The sequence below is a fragment of the Vibrio olivae genome (assembly GCF_042428525.1).
Taxonomy (GTDB): domain Bacteria; phylum Pseudomonadota; class Gammaproteobacteria; order Enterobacterales; family Vibrionaceae; genus Vibrio; species Vibrio olivae.
On sequence record NZ_JBHMEP010000002.1, the window covers coordinates 1 to 25,977 of the forward strand.

A 25,977-nucleotide genomic window follows, 5' to 3' on the forward strand; every position below is an offset into this window, starting at 1 on the left:
CATCGGATTTCTATGGCCTTCATCTTTAATTAATTGATGATTTAGCTCCGCCAATACTGATATATCTGATTCTATTGCTAGATGTATTTCCACTCGCCTTCCTTTGCATAACGCCGCATTAAGGTGTGAGCAACGCTGCCACGAAACCTAACCTTACCACCGTAAACACAAAACCCAACGATGGAATGAAAAATACCAAGCGTTGGGAATCACTCTTAAATGCTTTGTTATGTTCGTTTCTAAGTTATTTGAGTTTCTTCTTTACTTGCTCAATTACCTCTTCACAACAGCCATCAACTTCAAAGCTTAAGTTATTGAGGTTATTGCCCTTTATTTTAATTTTTGGTGCTTTGCCATGTTCTTTGCAACGAACAGATCCGACTGTTTTCTTAACATTGTCCACAACACCAGACAAAACAGCTTTTTCGATAGCGTTTTTTATACCTTTTACATCACAAGAAATGCTAATCACTGGTTTCTTCCTTTTATTTACAGCATCTGGTATCAGATTAGTTTAAGGAAGGGAAGATATGCAATCAGAATAATACAAAGATGTATAGCTCAACCTCAAATTAAGATTTAGGTCAATTCTGTGTAAAAGAACATAACGCCGCGTTAAGGCGTGACGTAATGCGTGCCAAACTTGAGCGAAGCGAAACTGGCACGCGTTGCGGAATCGCTCTTAAACGCTTTGTTAGCCAGCTAATTACCCACAAGTAATTCAATTTGACCTTTAGAAAGAACAATTGAATCACTGCCTGGATTAACCACGATCCCTTCATAACTTTCTGATGATAAAAATAATGACCAGACGTCCTTAGCAGGAAAAACTAACCCATTTAACGGCCGTTCAGAAAAACTATGTAAAGCATCCCAATCACTGAAGACTGGCAAATAAATATTCCCTTTGCTATCAGAGGTAAGCGCGATACTAATTTTATTTCCTGAAGTAGATTGTAAGTTTTTCGGGCTATCAACTAATGTCGGTATCAAAAACACAGAATGATTCAGCTCATGTAATAGATGTTTTTCCGCTTGCTCTCTATCGCCAACTTTTAATTTTTGTATCGCTGATATTAAGCTAGGGTTCGTTACTGCAACATTTACGTCCATACTATTACTCTCGGTTGCTTGTACACCCCAAACAATAACAAACGATATAACAAAACATAAAACTACTCTTAAACCATTTTGCACTCAGATCTCCAAGTTTGCTGGCTAACGCCCTGTTAAGTAGTGAGGCACGCTATACAAATGCTTCTGCACTACTCCGTAAACACAATACTCACTGCAAACCAAAAATGCCATGCGTGCCGAATCTGCTTGAACAGTTTGTTATGTTGCTTCGTGCAAGACTACTACAAGACTTGCTTTAGGAACTTTTCCAAAGAAAGAATTTAAACAAAGTAACTGACCATACTCATCCATATTGTTGTCTCGGCCTGTTTTATTAAGCCAATTCTGATAAAATGACTCGAATTCTTCTTGGTTTTTCGATAATGGAATTTTAGATAAACACCAGCCTGATACTGCATCCTCGACTTCAGGAAATACACCATCTAATAAAGACGACGAATAGAGGTTAAGAAATATAAATAACTCATGATAATTATCAAGCACGAGAGTTTCTTGGTTTTCAAATCTCACCTCAAAATCATTCAGAAAGGCCTCGTTCAAACTATCCATAAAGACAAAAGAATAATGATTCAATTCGTTAAACTCCTGTTACAACATAACGCCGCGTTAAGGCGTGACGTGATGCGTGCCATACTGTGAGCGAAGCGAAACTGGCACGCGTTGCGGAATCGCTCTTAAACGCTTTGTTATACGTTTACTCTCTGAAACCGTAGACACGCAACCCTCTACCCGTAAGCTCAGTATCAAATTGACCGACCGAATTTAAGATACTCAATGCTCCATCTATATCTTGATGCCAATGTTTAAAGGGAACATTTTCATACCCACTGGGCTTACCTACTTTAGGGATTTCTAACCACTCAATTCGTTTGTAGGCGAAAGGACCCGGCCCATAATCACCCACATACTTTTCCATTAACTCATCTGATTTAATAAACCAGTCTAGAAACTCATCATCGTTATCAACAAACTTCCAATAACACTGTTTCAACATCAATTCAGGGACATCTAATACCGTAAACACTTTACGCCATTTAGAATTTGACATTAGTGACACTGAAAATCGATTTTTAATAACCTTATCTAGGTATTCATCCATTCTTACTGGCATGTCAAAACCTCCAAACGTATAACGCCGCGTTAAGGCGTGACGTAATGCGTGCCATACTGTGAGCGAAGCGAAACTGGCACGCGTTGCGGAATCGCTCTTAAACGCTTTGTTAGCTATTTGGTGAAGTGTATCCCGTTGTTGTCGCTACGACTTCAAACCCACGCTTTGATACTATCGGTTTGCTCATATCTGAGGCATCGATTATCAGATATTTAACACCTTTCAACTTTGCTTCAGAGATGCGCTTATTTAGGAGCAAACTATAATACCCGTTGCCTCGAAATTCTTTGATTGTACTTCCGCCCCAAATACCTGCAAATGGGCTGTTTCCGTTAAATGTTAGCCAAGCAGAAGTCACTGGCTGTCCATTTACATACACAACATAAATGGATACCGAATCTGGAGATTGTTCTTTGATACTCATTAAGTAATTATATTACCAATCGAAATCTCCACCCCAAACTTGTTCTTGAACCTTTATTGCATCACTAATACCTTGGCTATCGAAAACTTCTGTGATCAAAAATTCGTCGAAGAACTCGTTATCTGTTTTAGAGAGGTCTAAAACCATAAATGTTTCGGTGTCTTCTTGTTCAAAACCATTAGCGAGTAATACACTGCCGATATTACTTGGTTTATCGGTACTATATGTCTTCCACTCAAAGCATAATTTGCGTTGACTAAAGTATGCAAGCTGCTCTTTAACTATTGATTCAGCTAGACTGTCATCAAAGTCAAAGAACGAAATATAGCTGCCGTGACGCTCTTTCGACACGAATTTAGTCAGATTACTATCTGATTCCTTTACGCCATTAAACGAATGAATAAGCTTGCGTTCAAACTCATTGTACTCTCGCATTACATCCACTGTATTCATTTTATCCTCGTAAATAGCTAACGCTTTCTATACATCTTTTTGACGCCTTTTCTACTTTTCACTATGCCATAATTGCTGCTTGTTCGGGAGCATTTACGTCACACAAACTTCTGAAATACATATCGAAATAAGATGAATTGTTATTACTTGGGTAGGAGTTAGGTTGCAAAAAGTCTTCTAATTTTCAAGCGACGACTAAAGTATTGGCATGTATAAAAGAACAGGCTGATTCAGTGAAATCACAATTTATCCTTGCATTAAAAGACTACATGCACTCGCGCTATTATTCGACTAAAACGATACAAGCTTACTTAGATTGGATAAAGCGGTTTATCATTTTTCATGATATGCAGCACCCGTCTAAATTAACGAGTGTCGAGGTAGAAGACTTCTTAACGCATTTAGCTGTAAATAAAAAAGTCGCGGCCAAAACCCAAGCACTGGCGCTAAATGCGCTGCAATTCCTCTATCGTGATTACTTTAAAACACCACTTAGTGAAGAGCTAAAGTTTCAACGTTCGAGTGTAGATAGAAAGTTGCCTGTGGTTCTCACCAAAGAAGAAATGCGTCGATTTATCCAACATATCGACCCGAGGTATAAACTCCATATCATGTTGCTATATGGATCTGGTCTTCGGCTGATGGAATGCGTCCGCTTGCGCATTCAAGATATCGATTTTGATTTTGGCGCTGTACGTATCTGGCAAGGAAAGGGGGGAAAGAATCGAGTGGTTACCCTCGCAAAGGAGACACATACATTAATTAAAGAACAACAAGCACTAGCAAAACGCTATTATGATAAAGATATCCAAACCGCGGGATACACAGGAGTTTGGGTCAAGGAATCATTACGTCGTAAATACCCTGGCTGTGAAACAGATTTTAACTGGCACTATCTGTTTCCTTCAACGCGAATGAGTGTCGATCCTCAATCTGGATTGACTCGGCGCCATCATATCAATGAACTCGCGCTGCAAAGAGCGGTTAAACGGGCAACGTTGGATGCAAGGATAGATAAGAATGTAACGTGCCATACGTTAAGGCATTCTTTTGCAACTCACTTACTTGAATCTGGTGCTGATATTCGAACGGTGCAAGAACAATTGGGACATTCAGATTTAAAAACCACACAAATCTATACACATGTATTAGACCGTGGAGCAAGCGGTGTGCTCAGCCCGCTATCGAACCTATAGACGTAAAAAAGGAGAGCTATTGCTCTCCTTTTTATAACCTAGCAAGCTACGACTTAAAGTGCAGCTTTTGCTTTTTCAACTAGAACTGCAAATGCAGCTTTGTCGAATACCGCGATGTCCGCAAGGATCTTACGGTCGATCTCGATAGATGCTTTCTTAAGACCGTTAATGAAACGGCTGTAAGATAGACCATTTTGACGAGATGCCGCGTTGATACGTGCAATCCACAGTTGACGGAATTGACGTTTCTTGTTGCGACGGTCACGGTAAGCGTATTGACCAGCTTTGGTGACTGCTTGGAAAGCTACGCGGTAAACACGTGAACGTGCTCCGTAGTAACCTTTAGCTTGTTTTAGAACTTTCTTATGACGTGCACGAGCTTGTACACCACGTTTTACGCGAGGCATTATGTCTCTCCTAAACTAAACGATAAATTAACTAAAAGAATTAAGCGTATGGAAGCATACGTGCAATTGCAGCTACTTCACATTTTGGAAGGATTGCATTTGGACGAAGCTGACGCTTGTTCTTAGTAGTACGCTTAGTCAAGATGTGACGTTTTGTAGCGTGCTTGTACTTAATACCACCAGCTGTTTTCTTAAAACGCTTAGCAGCACCTTTGTTGGATTTCATCTTAGGCATGATGAAGAACTCCGCATTGTAGTAGTTTAATAAACACGTAATTAGGGCGAACAAAGCCCAGCCGCTTAACACGGCTGAGCTTTGATACTTGCAAGCCGTTAATTACTTCTTCTTAGGGGCTAAAACCATAATCATCTGGCGACCTTCAATCCGTTTAGGGAAAGATTCAACCACAGCGATTTCTTCTGTGTCCTCTTTCAAACGGTTCAAAACGTCAACACCGATGTCTTGGTGAGCCATTTCTCGGCCACGGAAGCGAATTGTTACCTTCACTTTGTTGCCTTCTTCAAGGAAACCGGTCAGGTTGCGTAGTTTTACCTGATAGTCTCCTATGTCAGTTCCAGGACGGAATTTAACTTCCTTAATCTGAATCTGCTTTTGCTTCTTCTTCTGCTCTTTAGCAGCTTTGCTCTTTTCAAAGAGGAATTTACCGTAGTCCATTACTCGGCATACTGGCGGCTCAGCATTAGGACTAATTTCAACCAAATCCATACCTGCTTCTTCAGCAGCAGCTACAGCTTCTTGAATTGAAACAACACCAACTGATTCACCATCAGCGCCTGTTAAACGAACTTCACGAACGCCACGAATTTCACCGTTTAAACGGTGTGGGTTTTGTTTGGCCGGTTGTTGGCCACGTCTTCCACCTTTAATAGCTTATTCCTCCAGATTGAGCTTACGGCTCGAGATCTCTTCTTGGATGTAAGAAACAAACTCATCCACTTTAAATTTACCAAGATCCTTACCTTTACGAGTACGAACTGCGATTTCTCCGGCTTCCATTTCTTGGTCACCACATACCAGCATGTACGGTACCCGCTTTAAAGTATGTTCGCGGATTTTAAAGCCAATCTTCTCATTTCTCAAGTCCGCTTTTGCTCTAATTCCACATTTTTGCAGTTTTTGAGCAACTTCCTGAGCATAATCAGACTGTTTGTCTGTAATACTCATGACGACAACTTGTTCAGGAGACAGCCAGGTTGGGAAAAATCCAGCGTATTCTTCAATTAAAATTCCAATGAAGCGTTCAAGCGAACCTAAAATAGCTCGGTGAATCATCACTGGAACCAAACGTTCATTATTTTCACCAACGTAAGTCGCGCCTAGACGGCCCGGCAAGTTGAAATCCAATTGAACTGTACCACATTGCCATGCACGATCTAGGCAATCATACAATGTGAATTCGATTTTTGGTCCATAGAATGCGCCTTCTCCTTCTTGAATCTCATAATCAATACCCATGGATTCAAGTGACAATTTCAGCGCTTCTTCTGATTGGTCCCAAATTTCATCACTGCCAACTCGCTGTTCTGGACGAGTTGATAGTTTAACTACGATATTCTCAAACCCGAAAGTTTGGTAAGTATCGTAAACCATTTTGATGCAGTTGGTCACCTCATCTTGAATTTGATTCTCTGTACAGAAAATATGTGCATCATCTTGAGTGAAACCACGTACACGCATAATACCGTGTAGCGCACCAGACGGCTCATTACGGTGACAAGAACCAAACTCGGCCATACGCAGTGGTAAGTCGCGGTAGGACTTCAAACCTTGATTAAAGATTTGCACGTGGCCTGGGCAGTTCATCGGTTTAATCGCGTACTCGCGGTTTTCCGATGACGTCGTAAACATCGCATCTGCGTATTTGTCCCAGTGACCAGAGCGTTCCCAAAGAACGCGATCCATCATAAGAGGACCTTTAACTTCTTGGTAACCGTATTCAGTCAGCTTATCACGGATAAATACTTCAAGATCACGGAAAATTGACCAACCATTATGATGCCAGAAGACCATACCCGGCGCTTCTTGCTGCATATGGAACAGATCAAGCTGTTTACCCAGTTTACGGTGGTCACGTTTCGCCGCTTCTTCAAGACGAGTTAAATGCGCTTTCAATGCTTTCTTATCATGGAAAGCCGTGCCGTAGATACGTTGCAACATCTTGTTGTCACTGTTACCACGCCAGTAAGCGCCTGCAACATTTAGCAGCGTAAAGTGTTGGCAGAAGCCCATGTTAGGCACATGAGGGCCACGACACATATCGATGTATTCTTCATGATGATATAGGCCTGGTCGGTCATCACGAGCCACATTTTCATCCAAAATTTCGATCTTATAAGGCTCACTGCGTGATTCAAATGTATCACGCGCTTCCTGCCAGCTTACGTTTTTCTTGATAACTGGGTATTTGGTCTTCGCCAGTTCTTTCATGCGCTTTTCAATCTTGTCGAGATCGTCTTGCGTCAATGAATGCTCAAGGTCAATATCATAGTAGAAACCACTATCGATAGTAGGACCGATTGCCATTTTGGCTTCTGGGAACAACTGTTTTAATGCGTGACCCAATAAGTGTGCACATGAGTGACGCACAATCTCTAGACCATCGACTTCATCTTTGGTGGTGATGATCTCAAGGCTCGCATCGCTTTCGATAAAATCGCACGCGTCAACACGAACACCATCCACACGGCCAGCAATGGTTGCTTTCGCAAGACCAGGGCCAATAGATTGCGCGACTTCAAGCGTTGAAACAGGGTTATCAAATTGACGTTGACTGCCGTCAGGAAGAGTAATAATAGGCATGTTATGTCCTTTACAGTGGTGTTGCACACCAAGCAACACTTGTTATTTGCAACGCATCGCCGCCCTTAGGCCGCCATGCATTGGTGAATTTAAATCGGAAATACTCATTTTGCTGCAAATACGGATGCAGCATCCTAAGTAGGGGTGACATTCTAACGTATGTGAGTGAAATCTCAATCGAAATATGCGGAGCAAGAGTCGCCTGTTATCTTAGGTCATCTTTTAGCCATTCATACCTTGGTTGTAGCAATGTCAACACAAGGTCAATAACGACTTTATTCTTACACGTGTCATCAAAATTCAATACAAATGCTTGAGGGTCTGATACACATCAAGTACCACGAAATTATCGTTGCAGTGTGGTTTTGAGTTAAAGAGTATAAACAGATAAGAAAGGCATCTTTCAATCTCAAAGCGCTACGCGTTGATATTCCATGCCCTTGATTTAAATCACATGATTAGAAAGGCAGTTCGACTTGCATCATCACATCGCCTTCATACACTTCATGCCAGCGATAATCGATTCGCATGCGAGGCTCACCTCGTTTTTTATCGCCAATACCTAGGCTAAACTGGAGGCCGTGATTGCGAATCCACGCTTCAGCATTGTCGAGCTCGAAGTTAGCCTCGAGTTCAGATGGCATCCACACACCGATACCAAAATAGCTGGAAGCCAAAGTTTGAGTCAGTACCGGATTGGTCTCAGAGTTTAAAATCCAATCAGACCAATAGCCATCGCCCCCCTGCTCATCGTCATCGAGCAAATTATTGAGCTCACGCTGCTTGTCGGGGTTATATTCCATGCCATCGACCAGCGAAAAGCACACGCCTTGGCTTGAGTGAAATAAGACAGAATCAGCATCATCATTGATGTTAGGTTCAAACAGATCGCAAGCGTTCGTTTGCAAACTAAAAAGGCACAGAGCAACAAAACAACACCTTTTTATCATGACCCAACATCCTCATCATTCTTGGTACCAATCCGTTTCTCGCAACATCGTTGCAACACTCGGTGTGGTCAGGTCATCAACGCGAGCGCCTTGACTCAATCGCTGACGGATCTCCGTGCTTCGCACTGGGATCTTTTCTGGACACGCCATCACATAATAGCGACGTAAAATCTCATCACATTTAGCGAATTGATGAAATTTGAGCAAATTATCTGGTCCAATGACAAAGGTTATGTCAGATTTTTGCCAAATCTGTTGAATGCGTTCCAAAACGTCATAAGTCGTCACGCTTTGCCCTGGCGTATGAAGTTCCGTCTCAACATCGCTACGCTCCACCCAATCAAACCCTAAGTCTTCAATGAATGCATCGAGCAGCTTACAACGCTGCGAGTAGTCGAGCATTTCTTTACCCCAAGCGTGAGCAATACTTGGAACTAACAAAACTTTATCGAAATGAGTCAACGACTCAATAACACTCTTATGGCCGAGACTTGGTGGGTTAAATGCACTTCCGAAGACCGCAATTTTGAGCATGGGTGTCCCTTTTGGTTCTGAAAACGGTGATCACAGTTTTTTAATTCTCTCATTTCGGTATGATATTACCAATAGACTCATAAATAACATTGCTGCAGGAAAGAAACTAATGGAACAGTTAATTCGAGATGAGATGCGCGTTTTGCCATCCATCGACCCGCATTTTGAAATTACTCGACGTGTCGACTTCATCAAGCGCAAGCTGCAAGAATCTGGCTGCAAAGCGTTGGTTCTGGGTATCAGCGGTGGTATCGATTCAACCACCTGTGGTCGGTTAGCCCAGCTTGCGGTCGACCAGTTAAACGAACAGCTGCCAGAGCCCGCCTATAAGTTTGTTGCCGTGCGTCTGCCTTATGGCGAGCAAAAAGATGAAGACGAAGCGCAAATTGCCCTGTCTTTCATCCAGCCGACTCACTCCGTTGCCGTCAACGTAAAACCAGGCGTCGACGGTATTCATGCCGCGACTCATGATGCGTTGGAGAACACAGGTTTACTTCCAGAAGACGAATCCAAAGTCGATTTTGTGAAAGGTAACGTCAAAGCGCGCGCGCGCATGGTCGCTCAATATGAAATCGCTGGATACATCGGCGGGTTAGTATTGGGTACGGATCATTCTGCTGAAAACATCACTGGTTTCTACACCAAGTTTGGTGATGGGGCATGTGATATCGCGCCGCTGTTTGGTTTAAGCAAGCGTCAGGTTCGTGAAGTAGCGGCAACGCTTGGCGCGCCAGATGTGTTAGTGACAAAAACACCAACCGCCGATCTTGAAGAGCTCTCTCCTCAAAAAGCGGATGAAGAAGCTTTAAGCCTCACCTACGACCAGATTGACGATTTCCTTGAAGGTAAGCCTGTCGCCGAGCACGTGACCGAAAAACTGATCAGTGTTTACAAGGCAACGCAGCACAAACGCCAGCCAATCCCGACCATCTACGATTAAGGTAAGGGTTGAACGACCAAATGGTCAATTAGCAAAAACAGAAAAGGGAGCTCAAGCTCCCTTTTTCATCCCTATCAAACGCGTTCTTCAAGAGCAATATTGTTGTTCGCCCAAAGCAATGCTTGCAGACGATTTTTCGCATTAATTTTCTTAAAGATATTATGTAAATGCGTTTTGACGGTATTCTCACTTACAAACAATTCATCAGCAATTTGTAAATTCGACGCCCCATGACCGAGCAAGCGAATAATCTCTTTCTCACGCTTAGTTAAATTCGCGTAAACCTGAGATGTAGTTACCGTGTTCGCGCAGCGGAAATGCTCAATATAATCCTGAGCCACTTTGCGAGATAACCACATTTCGTCTTGCATGATCTTTTGCATTCCTTTTAAAAGGAGTGACAAGTCATCGTCAACATAGAAAACACCTACCAGGTTGCGCCATTTAAACAAATGGGAAGAAGGAACATCTTTGGGACAGTTAATCACTATCTCGCGAATGTTGCTGCTTAAAGAACCCTTGGCCTGGTTATACATTTCGAACTTTTCATCATCCAGATAATGGTAATCAATCAGAACAAAGTCACCCAAATCCGGCTGAGAAGCGTTTTCTTGAGCCAACTCAGACACTGACACGATGTTTACATCTAACTGAATACCTTTTTCTAACGAATCCTTGAATAGTTTCGACTGCATGCTGACATCTGATAACAAGGTTAATTGATGAGTCGTGTTAGTTGTCATTTTGAACCTCTCCAGCTCGACTTCGATGTGTAAAGTTAAAACTATCGTTTAGGTACAATTAGTCAACACAGTCTTACCCGTACTAAACGACATCATTGCCCTAATTAAACTTTACAATCAATCATTTATTAAATATATCTTATCTTTGAGATTTAAGCATATTGGCACTTTTAGCTGTAAATTTCGTGACAAGAATGACAATAAAGTGAGTCTTTAATGGAATATTCGTCTTCGCCGAAGTATTAAAAGCCACACAAATAGTACGAATTGTGTCCAATTTAAGACCCCACCTCCGGAAGAGTTAGAATTGCGGCTCGCCACTTCCTCCGATTGAGTCGTATTATCGACCAATACGCGAGTGCCATCTTGCACAGTGACATAGTAATCGGGACTGACTTGTCCGGTAATGACACGATTAATCCACGTTTGGTAATCAAAAATATCCGTAAATACCGAAGTGACTGTCGCCTCTTTTTTCCCGCATACGGCAGTACCAAAACTGGTCAAACCAATTTGTTGATAGTTTGCACCATCAAACCAATACACCGGTCCACCAGAATCGCCACTGCATGTTGCGTTTTGATAATCACCAGAAACAGGGCCAGAAAAACATAATTGCTTACTGGTAATGGCATTGCCAAAGTAAGCAATGCAGGTGCTGGTTGGTACTAAGTTGAGTTCTGCCTCAAGTAACTGCGTCCCTCCTTGAGCGTTGCCTTCGATGGCCCCATGGCCGATGGCAAAAAACCTCGCGCCACTCGGAAAGCTGTTGTTGTACGTCATGTTGAGCACGTTGTAGTAACTGCCGATGTTCATCGCTGTTTCGGTTTTAATAATCGCGATGTCGTTCGGCCAAAGCTTGGCGGCTTCATCACTGTAATCACTGCGAAAATAAAACTCACCCGCTCTCACCTGGGCGCTGTTCAAAAAGTCGCTCTCGTCATCTAATTGCGGCGCAATAACGGTATAGAGCATCACGTTCTTATCATCAAAAAGACAATGAGCCGCCGTCAGAACATAATTGGCATTAATAACCGTTGCACCACAAAAACTTCGTGGACTATAGACAGCATCAGTACGGTAAAACAAACTCGCAAATGAAGGATAGTTGGCAATATTGGCATTCGAGCCATTGACGATAAATGGCATAACCTCAACAGCAGAGACACCCCAAGAAAACAACCACAAGATCAAAAAACGACAACACCGCATACACCAACACCTAAACAAAAAGGGTGACCATATCTTATTTTAGGCCACCCTTTTGAATGATGTTATAAAATGTAGATTATTTACGCGATTGTCGGCACCTTAGACGGCTCAGCATCCATAATCCTGCTAACCATATAAAGTTCAGGCTACCACCGCCGCCACTTGATGTTTGAGTACTTTCGCTACTTTCAACATTGTTTTCTGTTGTCGGTGCGCCACCAATATATCCATAACGGTCAATGTAGGCTTGCCTCTCTGAGTCGCTACTGGTGAGCGTTGGTTGAATTTGGCCAGAGAGTACATTATCAATCCAAACCTGATAATCCGTCAGCTCCGTAAATACCGAAGTCACCTCCAGTTCAGGGTCACCACATGTCACAGGGCCAAAACTGGTGATCCCCACCTGTCGAAGCGCACTTCCATCTTGCCAATACACTGCGCCTCCGGAATCGCCACTACACACCGCATTCTTAAGACCTGTAGCCTCTGCGAAATCACCATCAAAGCAGATCTGTTTGTGGGTTAAAGAGGCCCCATCATAAAACTCTCCTCGGCATTCTGAATTGGTCACATAGTTCAATGTCGCCGCTTGCAAAGAATCCGCATCATCAACACCGGATCGGGTATTGCCATGACCAACAGCGATAAAGGTTTGGCTGGTGCTGCGATAACTTTCGTTATCGGCAACGTTGATCGGCGAACCATTAGACATCACACTTTCCAATGTCACGATCGCAATATCATCGGGGAAAAGTAACGAAGCGTCGTCACGATAGCTACTCGGGTAGTAGATTTCACTGATTCGAATGCCACGCCGAGCAATTGGGTAATCAGATTCGTTTTGAATATTATCGACAGCAACGGTAAACAAGCGTGCTTCCTCATCATTGTAGAAGCAATGAGCGGCCGTTAGCACATGGGTGTCATCTAAGTAGGTACCGCCGCAAAAGCTGCCAGGATAATACGTCCGATTGTATTCTATCGAGTCGACAAAAAAGGCCACTGTTGATGGATATTGACTGACCGCTACATCTTGCCCATTAACGATATAAGTCGTCACATCCGATTCAGCGACGGCACTCATCGAGACAAGTAGTGATAAATAGAAAGATTGATATCTGTTCATGGGATACACCAACTACAAAACCTTAGTAATTACTATAACCAACACGACCATAAAAAAAGCCTCCTTTAAGGGAGGCTTCATACTTTCTTACATAATTAGAACAAACGTCGAATTATGTGGGTTACTCACCGCGATAATAGCGTTGAGGTACAAATGGCATTTTTTCGACGGTCATAGGAAGCATTTTACCGCGAACTTCCGCGTACACTTCGGTACCAACCGCACTAAACTCGGTACTAACATACGCCATCGATACCGGTTTTCCGGCAGTGGGCCCGGCAGTTCCACTGGTTACTACACCAATCTGCCCACCTTCGCCATCAAACAGCTCTGTTCCCTCACGCACAGGCGCTTTGGTTTGCCCAACAAGACCAACGCGTTTACGGCTTACTGCTTTTGTTTCAATTTGATCAAGCACAACATCAGCGCCGGGGAATCCTCCCTCACGTTCGCCACCTTTGCGACGCACTTTTTGTATCGCCCATAGCAAACTGGCTTCCACTGGTGTTGTCGTGGTGTCTAAATCATGTCCATATAAGCATAAACCACACTCTAAACGCAGAGAATCGCGAGCACCAAGACCAATCCATTCGACCTCATCCTCTTCGGTTAGTCGTTTTGCTAATTGCTCGGCTTGCGCTGCTGGAACAGAAATCTCGTAGCCATCTTCACCGGTATAACCACTGCGACTGACGATACAATCAATACCCGCGATCTCAATCGCCGCCACATCCATAAACACCATATTAGCGACACTAGGATTCAATTTAGCGAGCACAGCCGCCGCTTTTGGCCCCTGCAGAGCCAACAACGCTCGGTCAGCAATGACTTCAAGTTCCACGTCTTGCGGTAAATGCGTCTGAATATGTGTGATATCTTGCGATTTACAAGCCGCATTCACGACCACAAACAGATGATCGCCCATGTTCGCGACCATCAAGTCATCCATAATACCGCCCTGCTCGTTGGTAAAGAATGCATAGCGCTGTTTGCCTGGTGGTAAATCAACGATATCAACAGGCACCAGTGATTCCAGAAATTTTGCTGCCCCTTGACCATGAAGTCGTAATTGGCCCATGTGTGAAACATCAAACAGCCCAGCATGTTCACGAGTGTGAAGATGCTCTTTCTTTACACCTAATGGGTATTGAACGGGCATATCATAGCCAGCAAACGGAACCATTTTGGCGCCAACATCCAGATGCATTGCATGTAAAGGGGTTTTTAAAAGCTGCTCAGTCATTCTGTTCTCCATTAACCCAGCGAAATTCCTAATATCAGCCATCAAGGCAATTCGTGATAGCATGGTGCTTGTTTCCTATAATAAACAGGATGCCGCGCTTTACATCGATAAACAAGCAGTCAAAGCCTGAAAACGTGACCTTTAACAATTTAGCAACGCAAGGTAGTTAGCAAAGAAAAGCGCCATTTCGAAGATTATCTCTTCCAAATGACGCTTATACCTCGACGTTTACATCATAGCAAACGTTTGCTTTCACTATAAGAAACTTTACTAATCGGTGATTATTTCGCCGTCACCCAGAGAATTTGCGCATCCTCCTCGCTCACTGATACCAACATATGCCCCATATTGGCATCGTAATAAACGCTATCTCCTAGCTCCATAACCACAGGTTCATAGAACTCCGAATAGAACATCACTTGCCCAGACAAGATCAATAAAAACTCTTCCCCATCATGACGAACCCAATCACTGTATTCTTCGAACGCGCGAGCGCGAATTCGGCTCTTGAATGGCATCATTTTCTTATTAGAAAGTTGAGTCGCGAGCAACTCATGCTCGTAGGTCTGAGTCGGATGGGGTTTTCCTTGCTCATTTCGAGTCAGATCGCGACGCCCTGTGGCAACCTTTTTTCTCGGCGGCTCAAAGAGTTGGGGCATGTCTATCTGCAGACCATTAGCCAGTTTTTGCATCGCCTGAAAGGTCGGTGAAATTTGCTCATTTTCGATTTTACTCAACGTCGAACGAGCAAGACCTGTGCGCTGACTGGCCTCTTCCAGCGTTAATCCTAAACGACTACGAATTTCTTTGAGTCGCTGACCTAACTTTAAAGGCTCAATAGCTTGCTCAAGCGATTGTTTTTCGAGTGTTAGGGATGGGTATTCATCGTGAATATCAGTGGACATAATCCCCTCATTATTTTTTAACTTATTGCAGGAACGGCTGCTGAACGTTTCATTGTGCACCATACCCTCAGGTGAAGATAGTCAAAGAGGATAAATATACCGTGCTCTTGTTAACAAAAACAGAAACCATGTTTCCTATAGGAAATTTTTGGTTGATTGTTGGTATCAGGCAAGCTATGTTACCAGCATGTTAGCCTGATGATGGTTCTCTTAAGACGTAAACATCATAATTCACGACATGATGTAGAGAATAAAAAGGTTAAGTAAATTCGCTTTTATTGAGCAGGACGTGTGGTCGATTCACCTTTTTTGACCATAGCGATAAAACCAAGGAATGGAAGGTTATCAATGAATCACGCATATTCAAATTATCACCTTGAGCACTTCTTCTCCACGTCGTTAACCGCAACAGACGATGCGGTATTCGCAGGCATTCAAGCAGAATTAACTCGCCAAAATGATCAAATTGAATTGATCGCCTCAGAAAACATCGTCTCTAAAGCAGTTATGCAAGCCCAAGGCACCTGCTTAACCAATAAATATGCGGAAGGGTACCCATCTCGTCGCTACTATGGTGGCTGCGAGCATGTCGATAGTATCGAGAGCATCGCCATCGAGCGCGCTAAACAACTTTTTCAGTGTGGTTACGCAAACGTTCAACCTCACTCCGGCGCTCAAGCGAATGGCGCGGTAAAATTAGCGTTACTTTCCCCCGGTGACACTATTTTAGGCATGTCACTGGATGCAGGCGGCCACCTTACTCACGGTGCACGCCCTGCTCTCTCTGGTAAATGGTTCAATGCCATCCAATATGGCGTGCAGCCAGACACTTTAGAAATCGATTACCAACAAGTCCGTGAACTGGCTATCGAGCATCAGCCTAAAATGATCATCGCTGGTGGCTCTGCGATTCCACGCCAAATTGATTTTGCTCAGTTTCGTCGAATTGCCGATGAAGTGGGCGCACTGCTGATGGTCGATATGGCGCACATTGCGGGTTTGGTCGCCACTGGCGCTCACCCGAGCCCACTGCCTCATGCGGATGTAGTTACTACAACGACACACAAGACACTGCGCGGGCCGCGCGGCGGAATGATTCTGACCAATGATGAATCCATCGCGAAGAAGATCAATTCCGCAGTTTTCCCTGGCTTACAAGGCGGCCCATTGATGCATGTCATCGCAGCTAAAGCCGTTGCCTTTGGTGAAGCATTAGGGCCAGAGTTTAAGCGCTATATTGATGGTGTCGTCAGCAATGCCAAAGTACTCGCTGAAGTCTTGCAAGCGCGTGGCTGTGACATCGTCACCGGTGGGACCGATACCCACCTCATGTTGGTTGATTTGCGCCCCAAAGGATTAAAAGGCAACCAAGTAGAGCAAGCGCTAGAGCGCGCTGGCATCACCTGTAATAAAAATGGCATCCCATTTGACTCAGAAAAACCTATGATTACTTCTGGGATCCGTTTGGGCACCCCCGCGGGTACAACTCGCGGCTTTGGCTTAGAAGAATTTAAACTTATCGGTAACTGGATTGGAGATGTGTTGGATGGGTTAACCACTCACCCACAAGGCAATGCACAGATAGAACAACAAGTTCGTAAACAAGTGCAAGACCTGTGTCGCCGTTTTCCGCTTTACCAATAATTCCTCACTTATGTATTTTTGGAGATAACACAATGGACAATACACTGAAGTTTACAGATAGCCACGAGTGGGTTCGTGATAATGGCGACGGCACCGTAACTATCGGTATTTCTGAACACGCTCAAGAAATGCTTGGAGACGTCGTATTTGTCGATTTACCTGAAGTTGAAGCAGAAATCGAAGCCGGTGAAAACTTTTCTCTCGTTGAGTCTGTCAAAGCAGCGTCTGATATCTACGCCCCAGTAACAGGCGAGATCATCGAAATCAACGAAGAGCTTGAAGATAGCCCAGAGCTTATCAATGAAGAACCTTATGAAGGTGGTTGGATCGTGAAGGTCAAACTGTCTGATCCAAGCGAACTCGACAATTTAAAAGACGCTGAAGAGTACAGCGCGTCAATTGAAGACGAATAAGTCATTGAAACATAAGCTGCCTTTTAACTGGGCAGCTTTTTTGATTTGAGTGGTGACACTCACACCGATGTAAAGAACAGCTAGCCCTCTAAGTGCGCAATGCGCTGCGAGAAGGTACAGGATATCATGACACAATTACTTCAAAGCCTCAGCACCCAAACTGAATTCGTTGCTCGTCACAATGGCCCCAATGCAGATGACCAGCAAACCATGCTCAACACCATTAACGCCACCAGTTTGGATCAATTGATTGATCAAACCGTACCGGCACAAATTCGCCTTGAAAGCCCGATGACACTGGCTGAAGCCAAAAGCGAAGCCGATATGCTGATTGCCATGAAACAGTTTGCTTCACAAAACCAAGTGAAGCGTACATTCATTGGTCAAGGCTATTACAACACGTTCACGCCCAACGTTATCTTGCGTAATGTGCTGGAAAATCCAGGTTGGTACACCGCTTACACGCCATATCAACCGGAAATTTCTCAAGGCCGTTTAGAGGCATTACTTAATTTCCAGCAAATGGTGATGGACCTGACAGGTATGGATATCGCCAACGCTTCGCTACTTGATGAAGCCACCGCTGCAGCAGAAGCGATGACGCTGTGTAAACGTGCAGGCAAAAGCAAGAGCAACGTGTTCTTTGTCGCTAATGATGTCCACCCTCAAACCATAGAAGTGATAAAAACTCGCGCCGAATTTATCGGCTTTAACGTCATGATTGGAGACTGTGATTCACTGCCGGAGCGAGATGTATTTGGCGCGTTATTGCAATATCCAACGACCACAGGTGAAGTTCGCGACTTAACCGACTTAATTGCCAAAGCGCAAGCAAACAAAACCTTAGTGGCGGTGGCATCTGATCTTCTTGCTTGTGCATTGCTCAAACCTGCGGGAGAAATGGGTGCCGACGTGGTGATTGGTAGCGCCCAACGTTTTGGCGTACCGATGGGATACGGCGGCCCACATGCCGCATTTATGGCCACTCGTGATAAACACAAACGCACCATGCCAGGCCGCGTCATTGGCGTATCGATTGATACCAAAGGCAACCAAGCGCTGCGCATGGCGATGCAAACTCGCGAGCAGCATATTCGCCGCGAAAAAGCGACCTCTAATATCTGTACCGCGCAGGCGTTGCTGGCCAATATGGCCTCGTTTTTTGCGGTTTATCATGGCGCAGAAGGCTTACGCACCATCGCACGTCGCACCCATCATATGACAGCCATTCTCGCGGCAGGGCTCACCAAAGCTGGCTATGAATTGGCGCATAACAGTTTCTTCGATACGCTCACCATCAATAGCGGTGAGAATACCGAGTCCCTATATCAAAAAGCGCAGCAGGCGGACATCAACCTGCGTAAACTTAAGGGTCAGCTGGGTATCAGCCTAGATGAAACCACCACCACTGATGATATTAGTGCGCTGTTTAACGTATTTGGTGTCTCGGCAGAAATCAGTGAACTCTCAGCGGATATCGCCGCCAATGAATTGGCTGCTATTCCAGAAACATGTCGTCGGACTAGCGCGTATCTGACTCACCCGGTGTTTAATACGCACCATAGTGAAACGCAAATGATGCGCTACCTAAAACAGCTGGAAAATAAAGACTTTTCGCTAACCCACGGTATGATTCCACTCGGCAGTTGTACCATGAAGCTCAATGCTGCAGCGGAAATGCTGCCGATCACTTGGCCTGAATTTGGCGCTCTGCATCCTTTTGTACCCAGTGAACAAGCCGCAGGCTATGCCGCACTGGCCGCAGATCTAAAACAAAAACTGTGTGAAATCACTGGCTACGATGACTTCTCGCTACAACCAAACTCAGGGGCGTCAGGTGAATATGCTGGGCTTATCGCCATCCAGCGCTACCACCAAAGTCGAGGTGAAGGCCACCGTAACGTATGTTTGATTCCAAGCTCCGCTCACGGCACCAACCCTGCAACGGCATCGATGGTGTCAATGAAAGTGGTGGTCGTTAAGTGTGACCAAAACGGCAACATTGATATCAATGATCTCGCCGAAAAAATAGAGAAACACAAAGACCAACTTTCAAGCATCATGATCACCTACCCTTCGACTCACGGTGTTTACGAAGAACAAGTGAAAGAAGTGTGCGAGATGGTGCATGCTGCGGGTGGCCAAGTGTACCTTGATGGTGCCAACCTTAACGCTCAGGTAGGTCTAACATCACCGGGTTTTATCGGCTCTGACGTTTCACACCTCAACTTACACAAAACTTTCTGTATTCCACATGGCGGCGGCGGCCCGGGCATGGGGCCAATTGGTGTCAAATCCCACCTTGCGCCTTTCTTACCAGGCCATATCGAAAATGGCATTGAAGGCAATGACTACGCCGTGGCTGCCGCAGATTTTGGTAGCGCTTCTATTTTACCAATCTCATGGGCTTACATTGCGATGATGGGGGCTCAGGGGCTAACCGACGCCACCAAAGTCGCGATTCTCAATGCCAACTATGTTATGGAGCGTTTACGCCCACACTACCCCGTTCTGTACCGTGGAACCCAAGGTCGCGTTGCGCACGAATGCATTATCGATATTCGTCCACTCAAAGAGCAGACCGGCATCAGTGAAGAGGACATTGCCAAACGCTTAATGGATTACGGTTTCCATGCGCCGACGATGTCTTTCCCGGTGGCAGGAACGTTAATGGTAGAACCAACCGAATCAGAGGATCTTCAAGAGTTGGATCGTTTCTGTGATGCGATGATTGCCATTCGCCAAGAAATGGCGAAAGTTGAAGCTGGAGAGTGGCCACTGGACAACAACCCGCTCGTCAATGCGCCGCATACCCAGGCCGATTTAGCAGAACAAAGCTGGGAACGCCCGTATTCACGTGAACTGGGCTGTTTCCCATCACCGGCAACGAAAGCTTGGAAGTACTGGCCAACGGTTAACCGTGTGGACAATGTTTACGGCGATCGCAACTTGATTTGCTCTTGCCCAAGTATTGAAAGCTATCAATAAGCATAACAAGTTATGCAATGAAAAAAGCGAGCCATTTGGCTCGCTTTTGATTTGGATACAGCAATTAATGTTTCACCATCGCAGACTGTTCGCGCATCATCGCGACGGTCGGTAAGCCAAGATGGGCACCTGACGATTCGTAACTTGACAGGTTTAACGCAGACAAAGCGGGATAACGACGAATCATCTGCTCAGCAATGATAAAGACAAGCCCGAGCCAAATCATACCAAAACTTATCATTTTGACGTTTGAAAACGACTCCCCAAGCACGTAGGTTGCAATCAAAAATTGCAGACTCGGTTCGATGTACTGCATCACGCCAATGGTGGTCATTTTGGCACGTCGCACAGCCAGCGAATAAAACAGCAATGGGAGAAGCGTCACGGGCGCGGCGCCAACGTACAGAGCCAATTCGGCGAATCCGTGACTGAACGCTTCGCTACCCACTGTTTGCGATTTATACACCATATAACCCAGCGCAATAGGCAGCATGGCTAACGCTTCCACCAACAATGCCGTCGGCCACTCATAACTGATGCTTTTTTTGCACCAACTGTAGGAGATAAATAACACCGCTAGCCCTAAAGCAACATAAGGAATATGCCCATAGTCTAGGGTCAAAAATAGCACGCCACCGAGACCAAGCAGTAAAGACACGACCATGCCTGAAGAGAGCCTATCACGAGTCATGATCAAGCCAATCACGGCAAACAGCAAAGGACTGATAAAATAGCCTAAACTGGCATCGGACGTTTGATGGTTCACCACCGCCCAGATAAAAATGTACGAAGACGCATTGATGATTACTGCGCCAGTCACGCTAAACAGCAGCGAACGACGGTCAGCTAAAATCGCCGAAAGACGTGGCTTCACTCGTGTCAATATCAGCGCAACCAACGCACATAAAGGCACAGAAGCAATGATACGCAAAGCCAATAGCTCATCCATAGCGGGCTGCGCGAGAAACTGGTAATAAAGCGGCGTCAATCCCCAAAATACAAAAGCTAACGCCGCCATCACGTTCGCTAAACGCATGGCATAACTCTCTCTTAATAACGTTGATAATGATGTTTTTTTAGACAAGAAGCGGCATTGTAGTCGCTTAAAAACAAAAGTAAACCAGAGAAGATTCGTACACTAAATGTCAATTGCGAGATATCATCAAATAAAAAACATAAATATATGTTTTTAAAAGAACTTAAATATTTAAATTTTCATTTAAAAGACAAATATCGAGCCAATTCACTCGACTTTTCATAACAAAACAAACCGCAATGATAGAAAAACAACACAACATCAGTTTATTTAACTTAAAACAAACAAAAGTGCCCTTTAAAGACAGAATAACGCACTAGTAATTGTTGAAATAACATTTGTTTATTTTATGTTTATTCGATAATCATCACACCGTCCTTTTGTATCTATGTGACTCGTCCTCAAAACGAGACATTGATAATCCTGTCATCGTTTGTGCTTAATTTATCGAGTTCGCTCCGAGTAAATCGTCATCATGTTTTCTATATTCGATGCTTTGTAAGGCTTTGCAATCCAATAAAATCATAAGGTTAAGAATGACAACAAGACGACACGCATCACTCGCGCTGCTATTTGGTTTGGGACTAATGACGTTCACCGCTTCTGCTGCCCAAGTTGAAGTGCACGACCCTGTCATGGCTCGGGAAGACGGAACCTATTACGTATTCAGCACCGGGCCTGGCATTACCATGTACTCATCAACAGACAAAGAACATTGGCATTACGCTGACCGAATTTTCAGCAGCGAACCAAAATGGGCTCGCTCTGTCGCCCCTGAATTTGACGGTCATATCTGGGCGCCTGATATCTATCAAAAAGACGGAAAATTCTACCTTTACTACTCCGTCTCTGCATTCGGAAAAAATACGTCAGCAATTGGTGTCACGACCAATGAGACGTTAAATCCCGAAGCCTCGAATTATCACTGGCAAGACCAAGGGATTGTGATTCAATCGCACCCTGATAAAGACAATTGGAATGCGATCGATCCGGCGATTATTGAAGACGAGAAAGGTCAGCCTTGGATGAGTTTTGGCTCTTTCTGGGGCGGGTTGAAACTGGTTAAGTTGAATGATGATCTGGTAAGTCTTGCAGAACCTGTCCAATGGTATGACCTAGCCACGCGCCCTAGTGTCACCTACAACCCGATTGAAGCACCTTATATCTTCAAAAAAGGCGATTACTATTATCTTTTCGCATCATTTGATTTTTGCTGTCAAGGCACCAACAGCACATATAAGTTGATGGCCGGGCGCAGTGAAACGTTGCAAGGCCCCTATTACGATAAAAACGGCAAGTCGATGCTTGAAGGAGGCGGTTCACTGGTTCTAGAAGGCGATCAAGACTGGGCAGGATTGGGGCACAATGCCGTCTATAGCTTTGATGGTGAAGATTACATGGTATTCCATGCGTATGAAACAGCAGATAATGGCACCCAAAAACTGCGTATTTTGCATGTCGATTGGCAAGATGGTTGGCCCGTTGTTAACCCCAACGACCTCAATACCAATACCACGGAGTTAATGCAAGATTGACGAAAAAATGAAGGCGGCACATGATGCCGCCTTCATGGTTAATCAGCGTAGCCACTCCCAATCGCACGAAATGGCATGTCTAAACCAAGCTCTGGCACTTGTTGCCCGACCCACGCAGGGAATGTATTACTGTTGGGCCCGGGGAACAGTGTATATTCGTTCGCCCATGGGTACTCTTCAATTACACTCTGAACCTTCGGTATCAAGTTGGCCGCTTTGTCGCCTTGAATCGAAAGTACTTTTTCTGGTTTCGCACCATACCAGTAGCGATCAGGGGTTGGCGTAGTGTAATGATGAAGTGCGGGTTGGCCGCGATCCACTCGCCAGCCGACGACTTCATAAACCGTGTATTCATCGGCATTTTCGGGTTTGATAGCGAGCCAAGTATGCACTGCAAACCACCCACGCCAACTAAATGCATCCGCGGCATAAAACTCAATCACAGCTTGCTTATCGACACTGGGATCAGGCGCAATACCGGCCGGTTCCCTGCTAGCACTTCGCCAATCACTTTGAGTACAGCCACTCAGTAGCACACCTAACCCAATCACCAATCCTCGGAGCAATCGGCGTGTCGATGCGAGTTTCTTTGTCATTCTAGTACTCCTAAATCGATGAATCATTCCACTGTATCAAAAAGCCGAAATAATTTTAAACCCTTATACTTCAGGAAATTGTAAAGCATCCGCTAAAGCCTGAACGCAAATATCGTAGCGAACCTGTTCACTTTTAATTAAGTACAGTGACGTTGCCCGAGTAAAGCGGGATTCTCGACTAATGACTTTCAACGTGCCGTCAGCAAGATGAGATTCAATTTCACTTTGTGGCAACCAGCCGCAACCTAAATTGTTCACCACTGCATCAATCGCTGACGGTAGAGAAGTAAAAAACCATGATTCTTGATACTGACGCTGGTTTGCCGTTTGTTGATGGTAGCGATCCACCACTTGGATCATTGGAAAACGTTTCAGCTGACTCTCTCGAAGCGCCTCTGACACCTCAAAAATAGGATGCTGATGGTGCGCTACCAGCATAAATGTCACTTCAGCAACCGGAATTCGCTCGCCCGCCCGCTGATCTTTTAGGCTGATGACATACACATCATCTTCATTCTGGCTCAGTAAAATATGCCCTTCATCACGCACCGTTTCTTTTAAGTGAATATGCGTATTGGGGTGTTCCTGATTAAAGCGCTTCAACGCCTCAAATAGACGTGACTTCGAAAACAAGCTATCGACCACTAAGTTAATCACAGCCCGCTCCCCTTTTTGCAATGACATCGCTTTTGATTCGAGGTCTTGCCACCCATCAAGTAGCAAGCAGGCTTGGTCGAGTAATTGCTTACCTGCGAGGGTAAGTACCAGTTTACGGCCTTGTAACTCGAGCACCTCGATCCCTAGCCTTTGCTGAAGCTGATTTAATTGATAACTGATTGCAGGCTGGCTGCGAAATGATTTCTTGGCTGCTTTGGCAATGCTGCCTTCTTCAATCACCGTGCGCAGCAATTGCCACTGTTCAAGCGTTGTCGATAACATCCCGCCTCCAAAAACATAAAATATTTTTATATTTAACATCAAAAATAGCGACTTTTATATAAAAAATATCGAGGTAAAGTAAATACAGTTCGAAAACAAACGCAGACGAAAAACTGACAAGAATAAGGAGTCCACTATGTTTGATAAAACTGATTTGAGCGGGATTGTTGGCAAACACCTAGTCTACACATACGACAATGGCTGGAATTATGAAATCTACGTCAAAAATGACCATACGATGGATTATCGTATCCACAGCGGGATTGTCGGTAACCGCTGGGTAAAACATCAAGACATGTTTTTAGTTCGCGTGGCCAGCGATGTGTATAAAATTTCTTGGACAGAGCCAACCGGTACCGATGTGAGCTTAATCATTAACTTGGCGGATAAAGTGTTCCACGGCACCATTTTCTTCCCACGCTGGATAATCAACAACCCTGAAAAAACGGTATGCTTCCAAAATGACTTTATTCCTCAAATGCAAGCTTATCGCGATGCGGGCCCAGCGTACCCAACAGAAGTGATTGATGAATTTGCCACCATTACCTTTGTACGAGATTGTGGCCAAAATAACGAAGAGGTCATCAACTGCCCAGCCAGTGAATTGCCCAAAGATTTTCCCGAGAATCTTTAACCTTTCGGCGCCAACCCCAGCGTTTAAGCTAACAATTGGCCTTTCCACAGTAAAAAAGGCGAGTCTCTGACTCGCCTTTTCATCATTTTAACCACTATTTCTGTGCTTTGAGCTGGCTTAAAATACGCTCACTGGCCTGCTTCCACGCCTCAAACGCTCCCGATTGTTCAAGCATTATCCTCCCTTGGTCAGTATACGTTCCCGAGGTTGCGATGGACTCACCAAGCGATTTCAACGAATGCGGCGCATTTTGCGTAGCGTAGGCGGCGCAATCACGTAGATTACCGACAACCAGAGCACGAGCGTGCTCAGGCTTTAAGCCGTTGCTCTCAAGCCACTGCTGCATTTCATTGGCGAGGAAGTAATACCAACCATTCATACACATACTGACAGTCGCCAATTCAAACTCTGCCTCGGTTTGCAAAGAAACCAACTCGCCTAGCGGCGCAAACAGTGCTTCCACATCGTCATTTCTTGGCGCCACCACCACGGTTGTACTGTTGTGCTCTGCGGCATACGTCAACATCGCTCGAATGCACTGCGAGTGGGAAAATAGAGTCTGAATTTTAGAGATCGGCATACCGGCAACTAACGATACCAACGTTTGCTCAGGCTGCAAGGTGACTTCCGACGCGAGCGTCGCCACCGACTCGGGGCGCACACCAATGATCACCACATCCGATTTATCCACGACCGCTTGGTTGTCTGGCATGATTTCACAAGGATACTGGCTCGCAAGCCTTTGAGCTTTAACAAAGTTTCTTGGCGATAGATAAATACGTGCCATCGGATTGTGATTAAAAATACCGATGATGATTTTTTCAGTGAGCTCTCCAACACCCAATATGCCAATTCTTCTCATTCCATTCTCGCTTTGTTGTTGGCGGGATCAAACACCTTTTTGCCCGCTTGTTATTTATTGAGACCTTAACAAACTGCCTGCACGCTGTCATATTTCGCAGTGGAACCACTTACCTAAAAAAGCCACCG

28 protein-coding genes are annotated in these 25,977 nt (G+C 44.7%); 7 read left to right on the forward strand and 21 right to left on the reverse strand.

What is annotated here, in order from left to right; translation table 11 throughout:
• Positions 1-244: 244 nt before the first annotated feature.
• The 6 genes from ACFFUV_RS09900 to ACFFUV_RS09925 form a co-directional block, all read right to left on the reverse strand.
• Entirely contained in the window at positions 245-472 is a 228-nt protein-coding gene (locus ACFFUV_RS09900; protein ID WP_390191962.1) for a hypothetical protein, read from the reverse strand.
• 230 nt (positions 473-702) lie between these two features.
• Entirely contained in the window at positions 703-1,197 is a 495-nt protein-coding gene (locus ACFFUV_RS09905) for an SseB family protein (protein WP_390191965.1), read from the reverse strand.
• 138 nt (positions 1,198-1,335) lie between these two features.
• On the reverse strand, positions 1,336-1,710 hold the full coding sequence (locus tag ACFFUV_RS09910) for a hypothetical protein (RefSeq protein WP_390191967.1): 375 nt from the start codon (positions 1,708-1,710) through the stop codon (positions 1,336-1,338).
• Between the two features lie 121 nt (positions 1,711-1,831).
• Positions 1,832-2,248 (reverse strand): DUF6678 family protein, encoded by a 417-nt coding sequence (locus tag ACFFUV_RS09915; RefSeq protein ID WP_390191970.1) that lies wholly within the window; start codon positions 2,246-2,248, stop codon positions 1,832-1,834.
• A gap of 109 nt (positions 2,249-2,357) precedes the next feature.
• Positions 2,358-2,672: a GNAT family N-acetyltransferase gene (locus ACFFUV_RS09920; RefSeq protein WP_390191973.1), complete on the reverse strand. Its 315-nt coding sequence runs from the start codon at positions 2,670-2,672 to the stop codon at positions 2,358-2,360.
• A 12-nt stretch (positions 2,673-2,684) separates the two neighbouring features.
• Complete coding sequence (locus ACFFUV_RS09925; protein ID WP_390191975.1) at positions 2,685-3,125, reverse strand: hypothetical protein; 441 nt, start codon at positions 3,123-3,125, stop codon at positions 2,685-2,687.
• 233 nt (positions 3,126-3,358) lie between these two features.
• Here ACFFUV_RS09925 and ACFFUV_RS09930 point away from each other — a divergent pair, with 233 nt between their 5' ends.
• The gene (locus tag ACFFUV_RS09930) at positions 3,359-4,321 is read left to right on the forward strand and encodes an integron integrase (RefSeq protein ID WP_390191977.1); all 963 of its coding nucleotides are present in this window, start codon (positions 3,359-3,361) and stop codon (positions 4,319-4,321) included.
• Positions 4,322-4,374: 53 nt separating this feature from the next.
• Here ACFFUV_RS09930 and rplT read toward each other — a convergent pair whose 3' ends face one another.
• From rplT to ACFFUV_RS09960, 6 genes are all read right to left on the reverse strand, one after another.
• The gene (gene rplT, locus ACFFUV_RS09935; protein ID WP_004401084.1) at positions 4,375-4,728 is read right to left on the reverse strand and encodes a 50S ribosomal protein L20; all 354 of its coding nucleotides are present in this window, start codon (positions 4,726-4,728) and stop codon (positions 4,375-4,377) included.
• A 40-nt stretch (positions 4,729-4,768) separates the two neighbouring features.
• Positions 4,769-4,963, reverse strand: coding sequence for a 50S ribosomal protein L35 (rpmI, locus tag ACFFUV_RS09940; protein ID WP_390191979.1), 195 nt, complete (start codon positions 4,961-4,963; stop codon positions 4,769-4,771).
• A gap of 102 nt (positions 4,964-5,065) precedes the next feature.
• Positions 5,066-5,617 (reverse strand): translation initiation factor IF-3, encoded by a 552-nt coding sequence (infC, locus tag ACFFUV_RS09945; RefSeq protein WP_390193248.1) that lies wholly within the window; start codon positions 5,615-5,617, stop codon positions 5,066-5,068.
• Between the two features lie 3 nt (positions 5,618-5,620).
• Positions 5,621-7,549, reverse strand: coding sequence for a threonine--tRNA ligase (gene thrS, locus ACFFUV_RS09950; protein WP_390191982.1), 1,929 nt, complete (start codon positions 7,547-7,549; stop codon positions 5,621-5,623).
• A 458-nt stretch (positions 7,550-8,007) separates the two neighbouring features.
• Complete coding sequence (locus ACFFUV_RS09955; protein WP_390191985.1) at positions 8,008-8,499, reverse strand: hypothetical protein; 492 nt, start codon at positions 8,497-8,499, stop codon at positions 8,008-8,010.
• Between the two features lie 15 nt (positions 8,500-8,514).
• Complete coding sequence (locus ACFFUV_RS09960; RefSeq protein WP_390191987.1) at positions 8,515-9,033, reverse strand: nicotinate-nicotinamide nucleotide adenylyltransferase; 519 nt, start codon at positions 9,031-9,033, stop codon at positions 8,515-8,517.
• A gap of 109 nt (positions 9,034-9,142) precedes the next feature.
• On the opposite strand from ACFFUV_RS09960, the gene nadE reads away from it, so the two are divergent.
• Positions 9,143-9,973, forward strand: a complete 831-nt coding sequence (nadE, locus tag ACFFUV_RS09965; RefSeq protein WP_390191988.1) for an NAD(+) synthase — start codon at positions 9,143-9,145, stop codon at positions 9,971-9,973.
• Positions 9,974-10,047: 74 nt separating this feature from the next.
• Here nadE and ACFFUV_RS09970 read toward each other — a convergent pair whose 3' ends face one another.
• The 5 genes from ACFFUV_RS09970 to ACFFUV_RS09990 form a co-directional block, all read right to left on the reverse strand.
• Positions 10,048-10,716, reverse strand: coding sequence for a LuxR C-terminal-related transcriptional regulator (locus ACFFUV_RS09970; RefSeq protein WP_390191991.1), 669 nt, complete (start codon positions 10,714-10,716; stop codon positions 10,048-10,050).
• A gap of 213 nt (positions 10,717-10,929) precedes the next feature.
• Positions 10,930-11,928: a S1 family peptidase gene (locus ACFFUV_RS09975; RefSeq protein ID WP_390191995.1), complete on the reverse strand. Its 999-nt coding sequence runs from the start codon at positions 11,926-11,928 to the stop codon at positions 10,930-10,932.
• A 76-nt stretch (positions 11,929-12,004) separates the two neighbouring features.
• On the reverse strand, positions 12,005-13,054 hold the full coding sequence (locus tag ACFFUV_RS09980) for a S1 family peptidase (protein WP_390191997.1): 1,050 nt from the start codon (positions 13,052-13,054) through the stop codon (positions 12,005-12,007).
• Between the two features lie 121 nt (positions 13,055-13,175).
• The gene (gene gcvT, locus ACFFUV_RS09985; RefSeq protein ID WP_446697912.1) at positions 13,176-14,297 is read right to left on the reverse strand and encodes a glycine cleavage system aminomethyltransferase GcvT; all 1,122 of its coding nucleotides are present in this window, start codon (positions 14,295-14,297) and stop codon (positions 13,176-13,178) included.
• A 281-nt stretch (positions 14,298-14,578) separates the two neighbouring features.
• Positions 14,579-15,202 carry a helix-turn-helix domain-containing protein gene (locus tag ACFFUV_RS09990; protein WP_390191999.1) on the reverse strand — a complete coding sequence of 208 codons (624 nt, stop codon included), beginning with the start codon at positions 15,200-15,202 and terminating at the stop codon, positions 14,579-14,581.
• Between the two features lie 348 nt (positions 15,203-15,550).
• Here ACFFUV_RS09990 and ACFFUV_RS09995 point away from each other — a divergent pair, with 348 nt between their 5' ends.
• The 3 genes from ACFFUV_RS09995 (at position 15,551) to gcvP (ending at position 20,247) form a co-directional block, all read left to right on the forward strand.
• Entirely contained in the window at positions 15,551-16,846 is a 1,296-nt protein-coding gene (locus ACFFUV_RS09995) for a serine hydroxymethyltransferase (protein WP_390192001.1), read from the forward strand.
• 32 nt (positions 16,847-16,878) lie between these two features.
• Positions 16,879-17,259, forward strand: a complete 381-nt coding sequence (gene gcvH, locus ACFFUV_RS10000) for a glycine cleavage system protein GcvH (RefSeq protein WP_390192002.1) — start codon at positions 16,879-16,881, stop codon at positions 17,257-17,259.
• A gap of 126 nt (positions 17,260-17,385) precedes the next feature.
• Positions 17,386-20,247 (forward strand): aminomethyl-transferring glycine dehydrogenase, encoded by a 2,862-nt coding sequence (gene gcvP, locus ACFFUV_RS10005; RefSeq protein ID WP_390192003.1) that lies wholly within the window; start codon positions 17,386-17,388, stop codon positions 20,245-20,247.
• Between the two features lie 64 nt (positions 20,248-20,311).
• On the opposite strand, the gene rarD is transcribed toward gcvP, so the two are convergent.
• Positions 20,312-21,283 carry an EamA family transporter RarD gene (gene rarD / locus ACFFUV_RS10010; RefSeq protein ID WP_390192005.1) on the reverse strand — a complete coding sequence of 324 codons (972 nt, stop codon included), beginning with the start codon at positions 21,281-21,283 and terminating at the stop codon, positions 20,312-20,314.
• Between the two features lie 536 nt (positions 21,284-21,819).
• Here rarD and ACFFUV_RS10015 point away from each other — a divergent pair.
• The gene (locus tag ACFFUV_RS10015; protein WP_390192007.1) at positions 21,820-22,818 is read left to right on the forward strand and encodes an arabinan endo-1,5-alpha-L-arabinosidase; all 999 of its coding nucleotides are present in this window, start codon (positions 21,820-21,822) and stop codon (positions 22,816-22,818) included.
• Between the two features lie 38 nt (positions 22,819-22,856).
• Here ACFFUV_RS10015 and ACFFUV_RS10020 read toward each other — a convergent pair whose 3' ends face one another.
• Entirely contained in the window at positions 22,857-23,414 is a 558-nt protein-coding gene (locus ACFFUV_RS10020; protein ID WP_390192010.1) for a DUF3750 domain-containing protein, read from the reverse strand.
• A 63-nt stretch (positions 23,415-23,477) separates the two neighbouring features.
• On the reverse strand, positions 23,478-24,353 hold the full coding sequence (locus tag ACFFUV_RS10025) for a LysR family transcriptional regulator (protein ID WP_390192013.1): 876 nt from the start codon (positions 24,351-24,353) through the stop codon (positions 23,478-23,480).
• A 136-nt stretch (positions 24,354-24,489) separates the two neighbouring features.
• Between ACFFUV_RS10025 and ACFFUV_RS10030 the strand changes: the two genes are divergently transcribed.
• The gene (locus ACFFUV_RS10030) at positions 24,490-24,987 is read left to right on the forward strand and encodes a phenolic acid decarboxylase (RefSeq protein ID WP_390192015.1); all 498 of its coding nucleotides are present in this window, start codon (positions 24,490-24,492) and stop codon (positions 24,985-24,987) included.
• A 94-nt stretch (positions 24,988-25,081) separates the two neighbouring features.
• Here the strand turns inward: ACFFUV_RS10030 and ACFFUV_RS10035 are convergent, their stop codons facing one another.
• Entirely contained in the window at positions 25,082-25,849 is a 768-nt protein-coding gene (locus ACFFUV_RS10035; protein ID WP_390192018.1) for an NAD(P)-binding domain-containing protein, read from the reverse strand.
• Positions 25,850-25,977 lie beyond the last annotated feature (128 nt).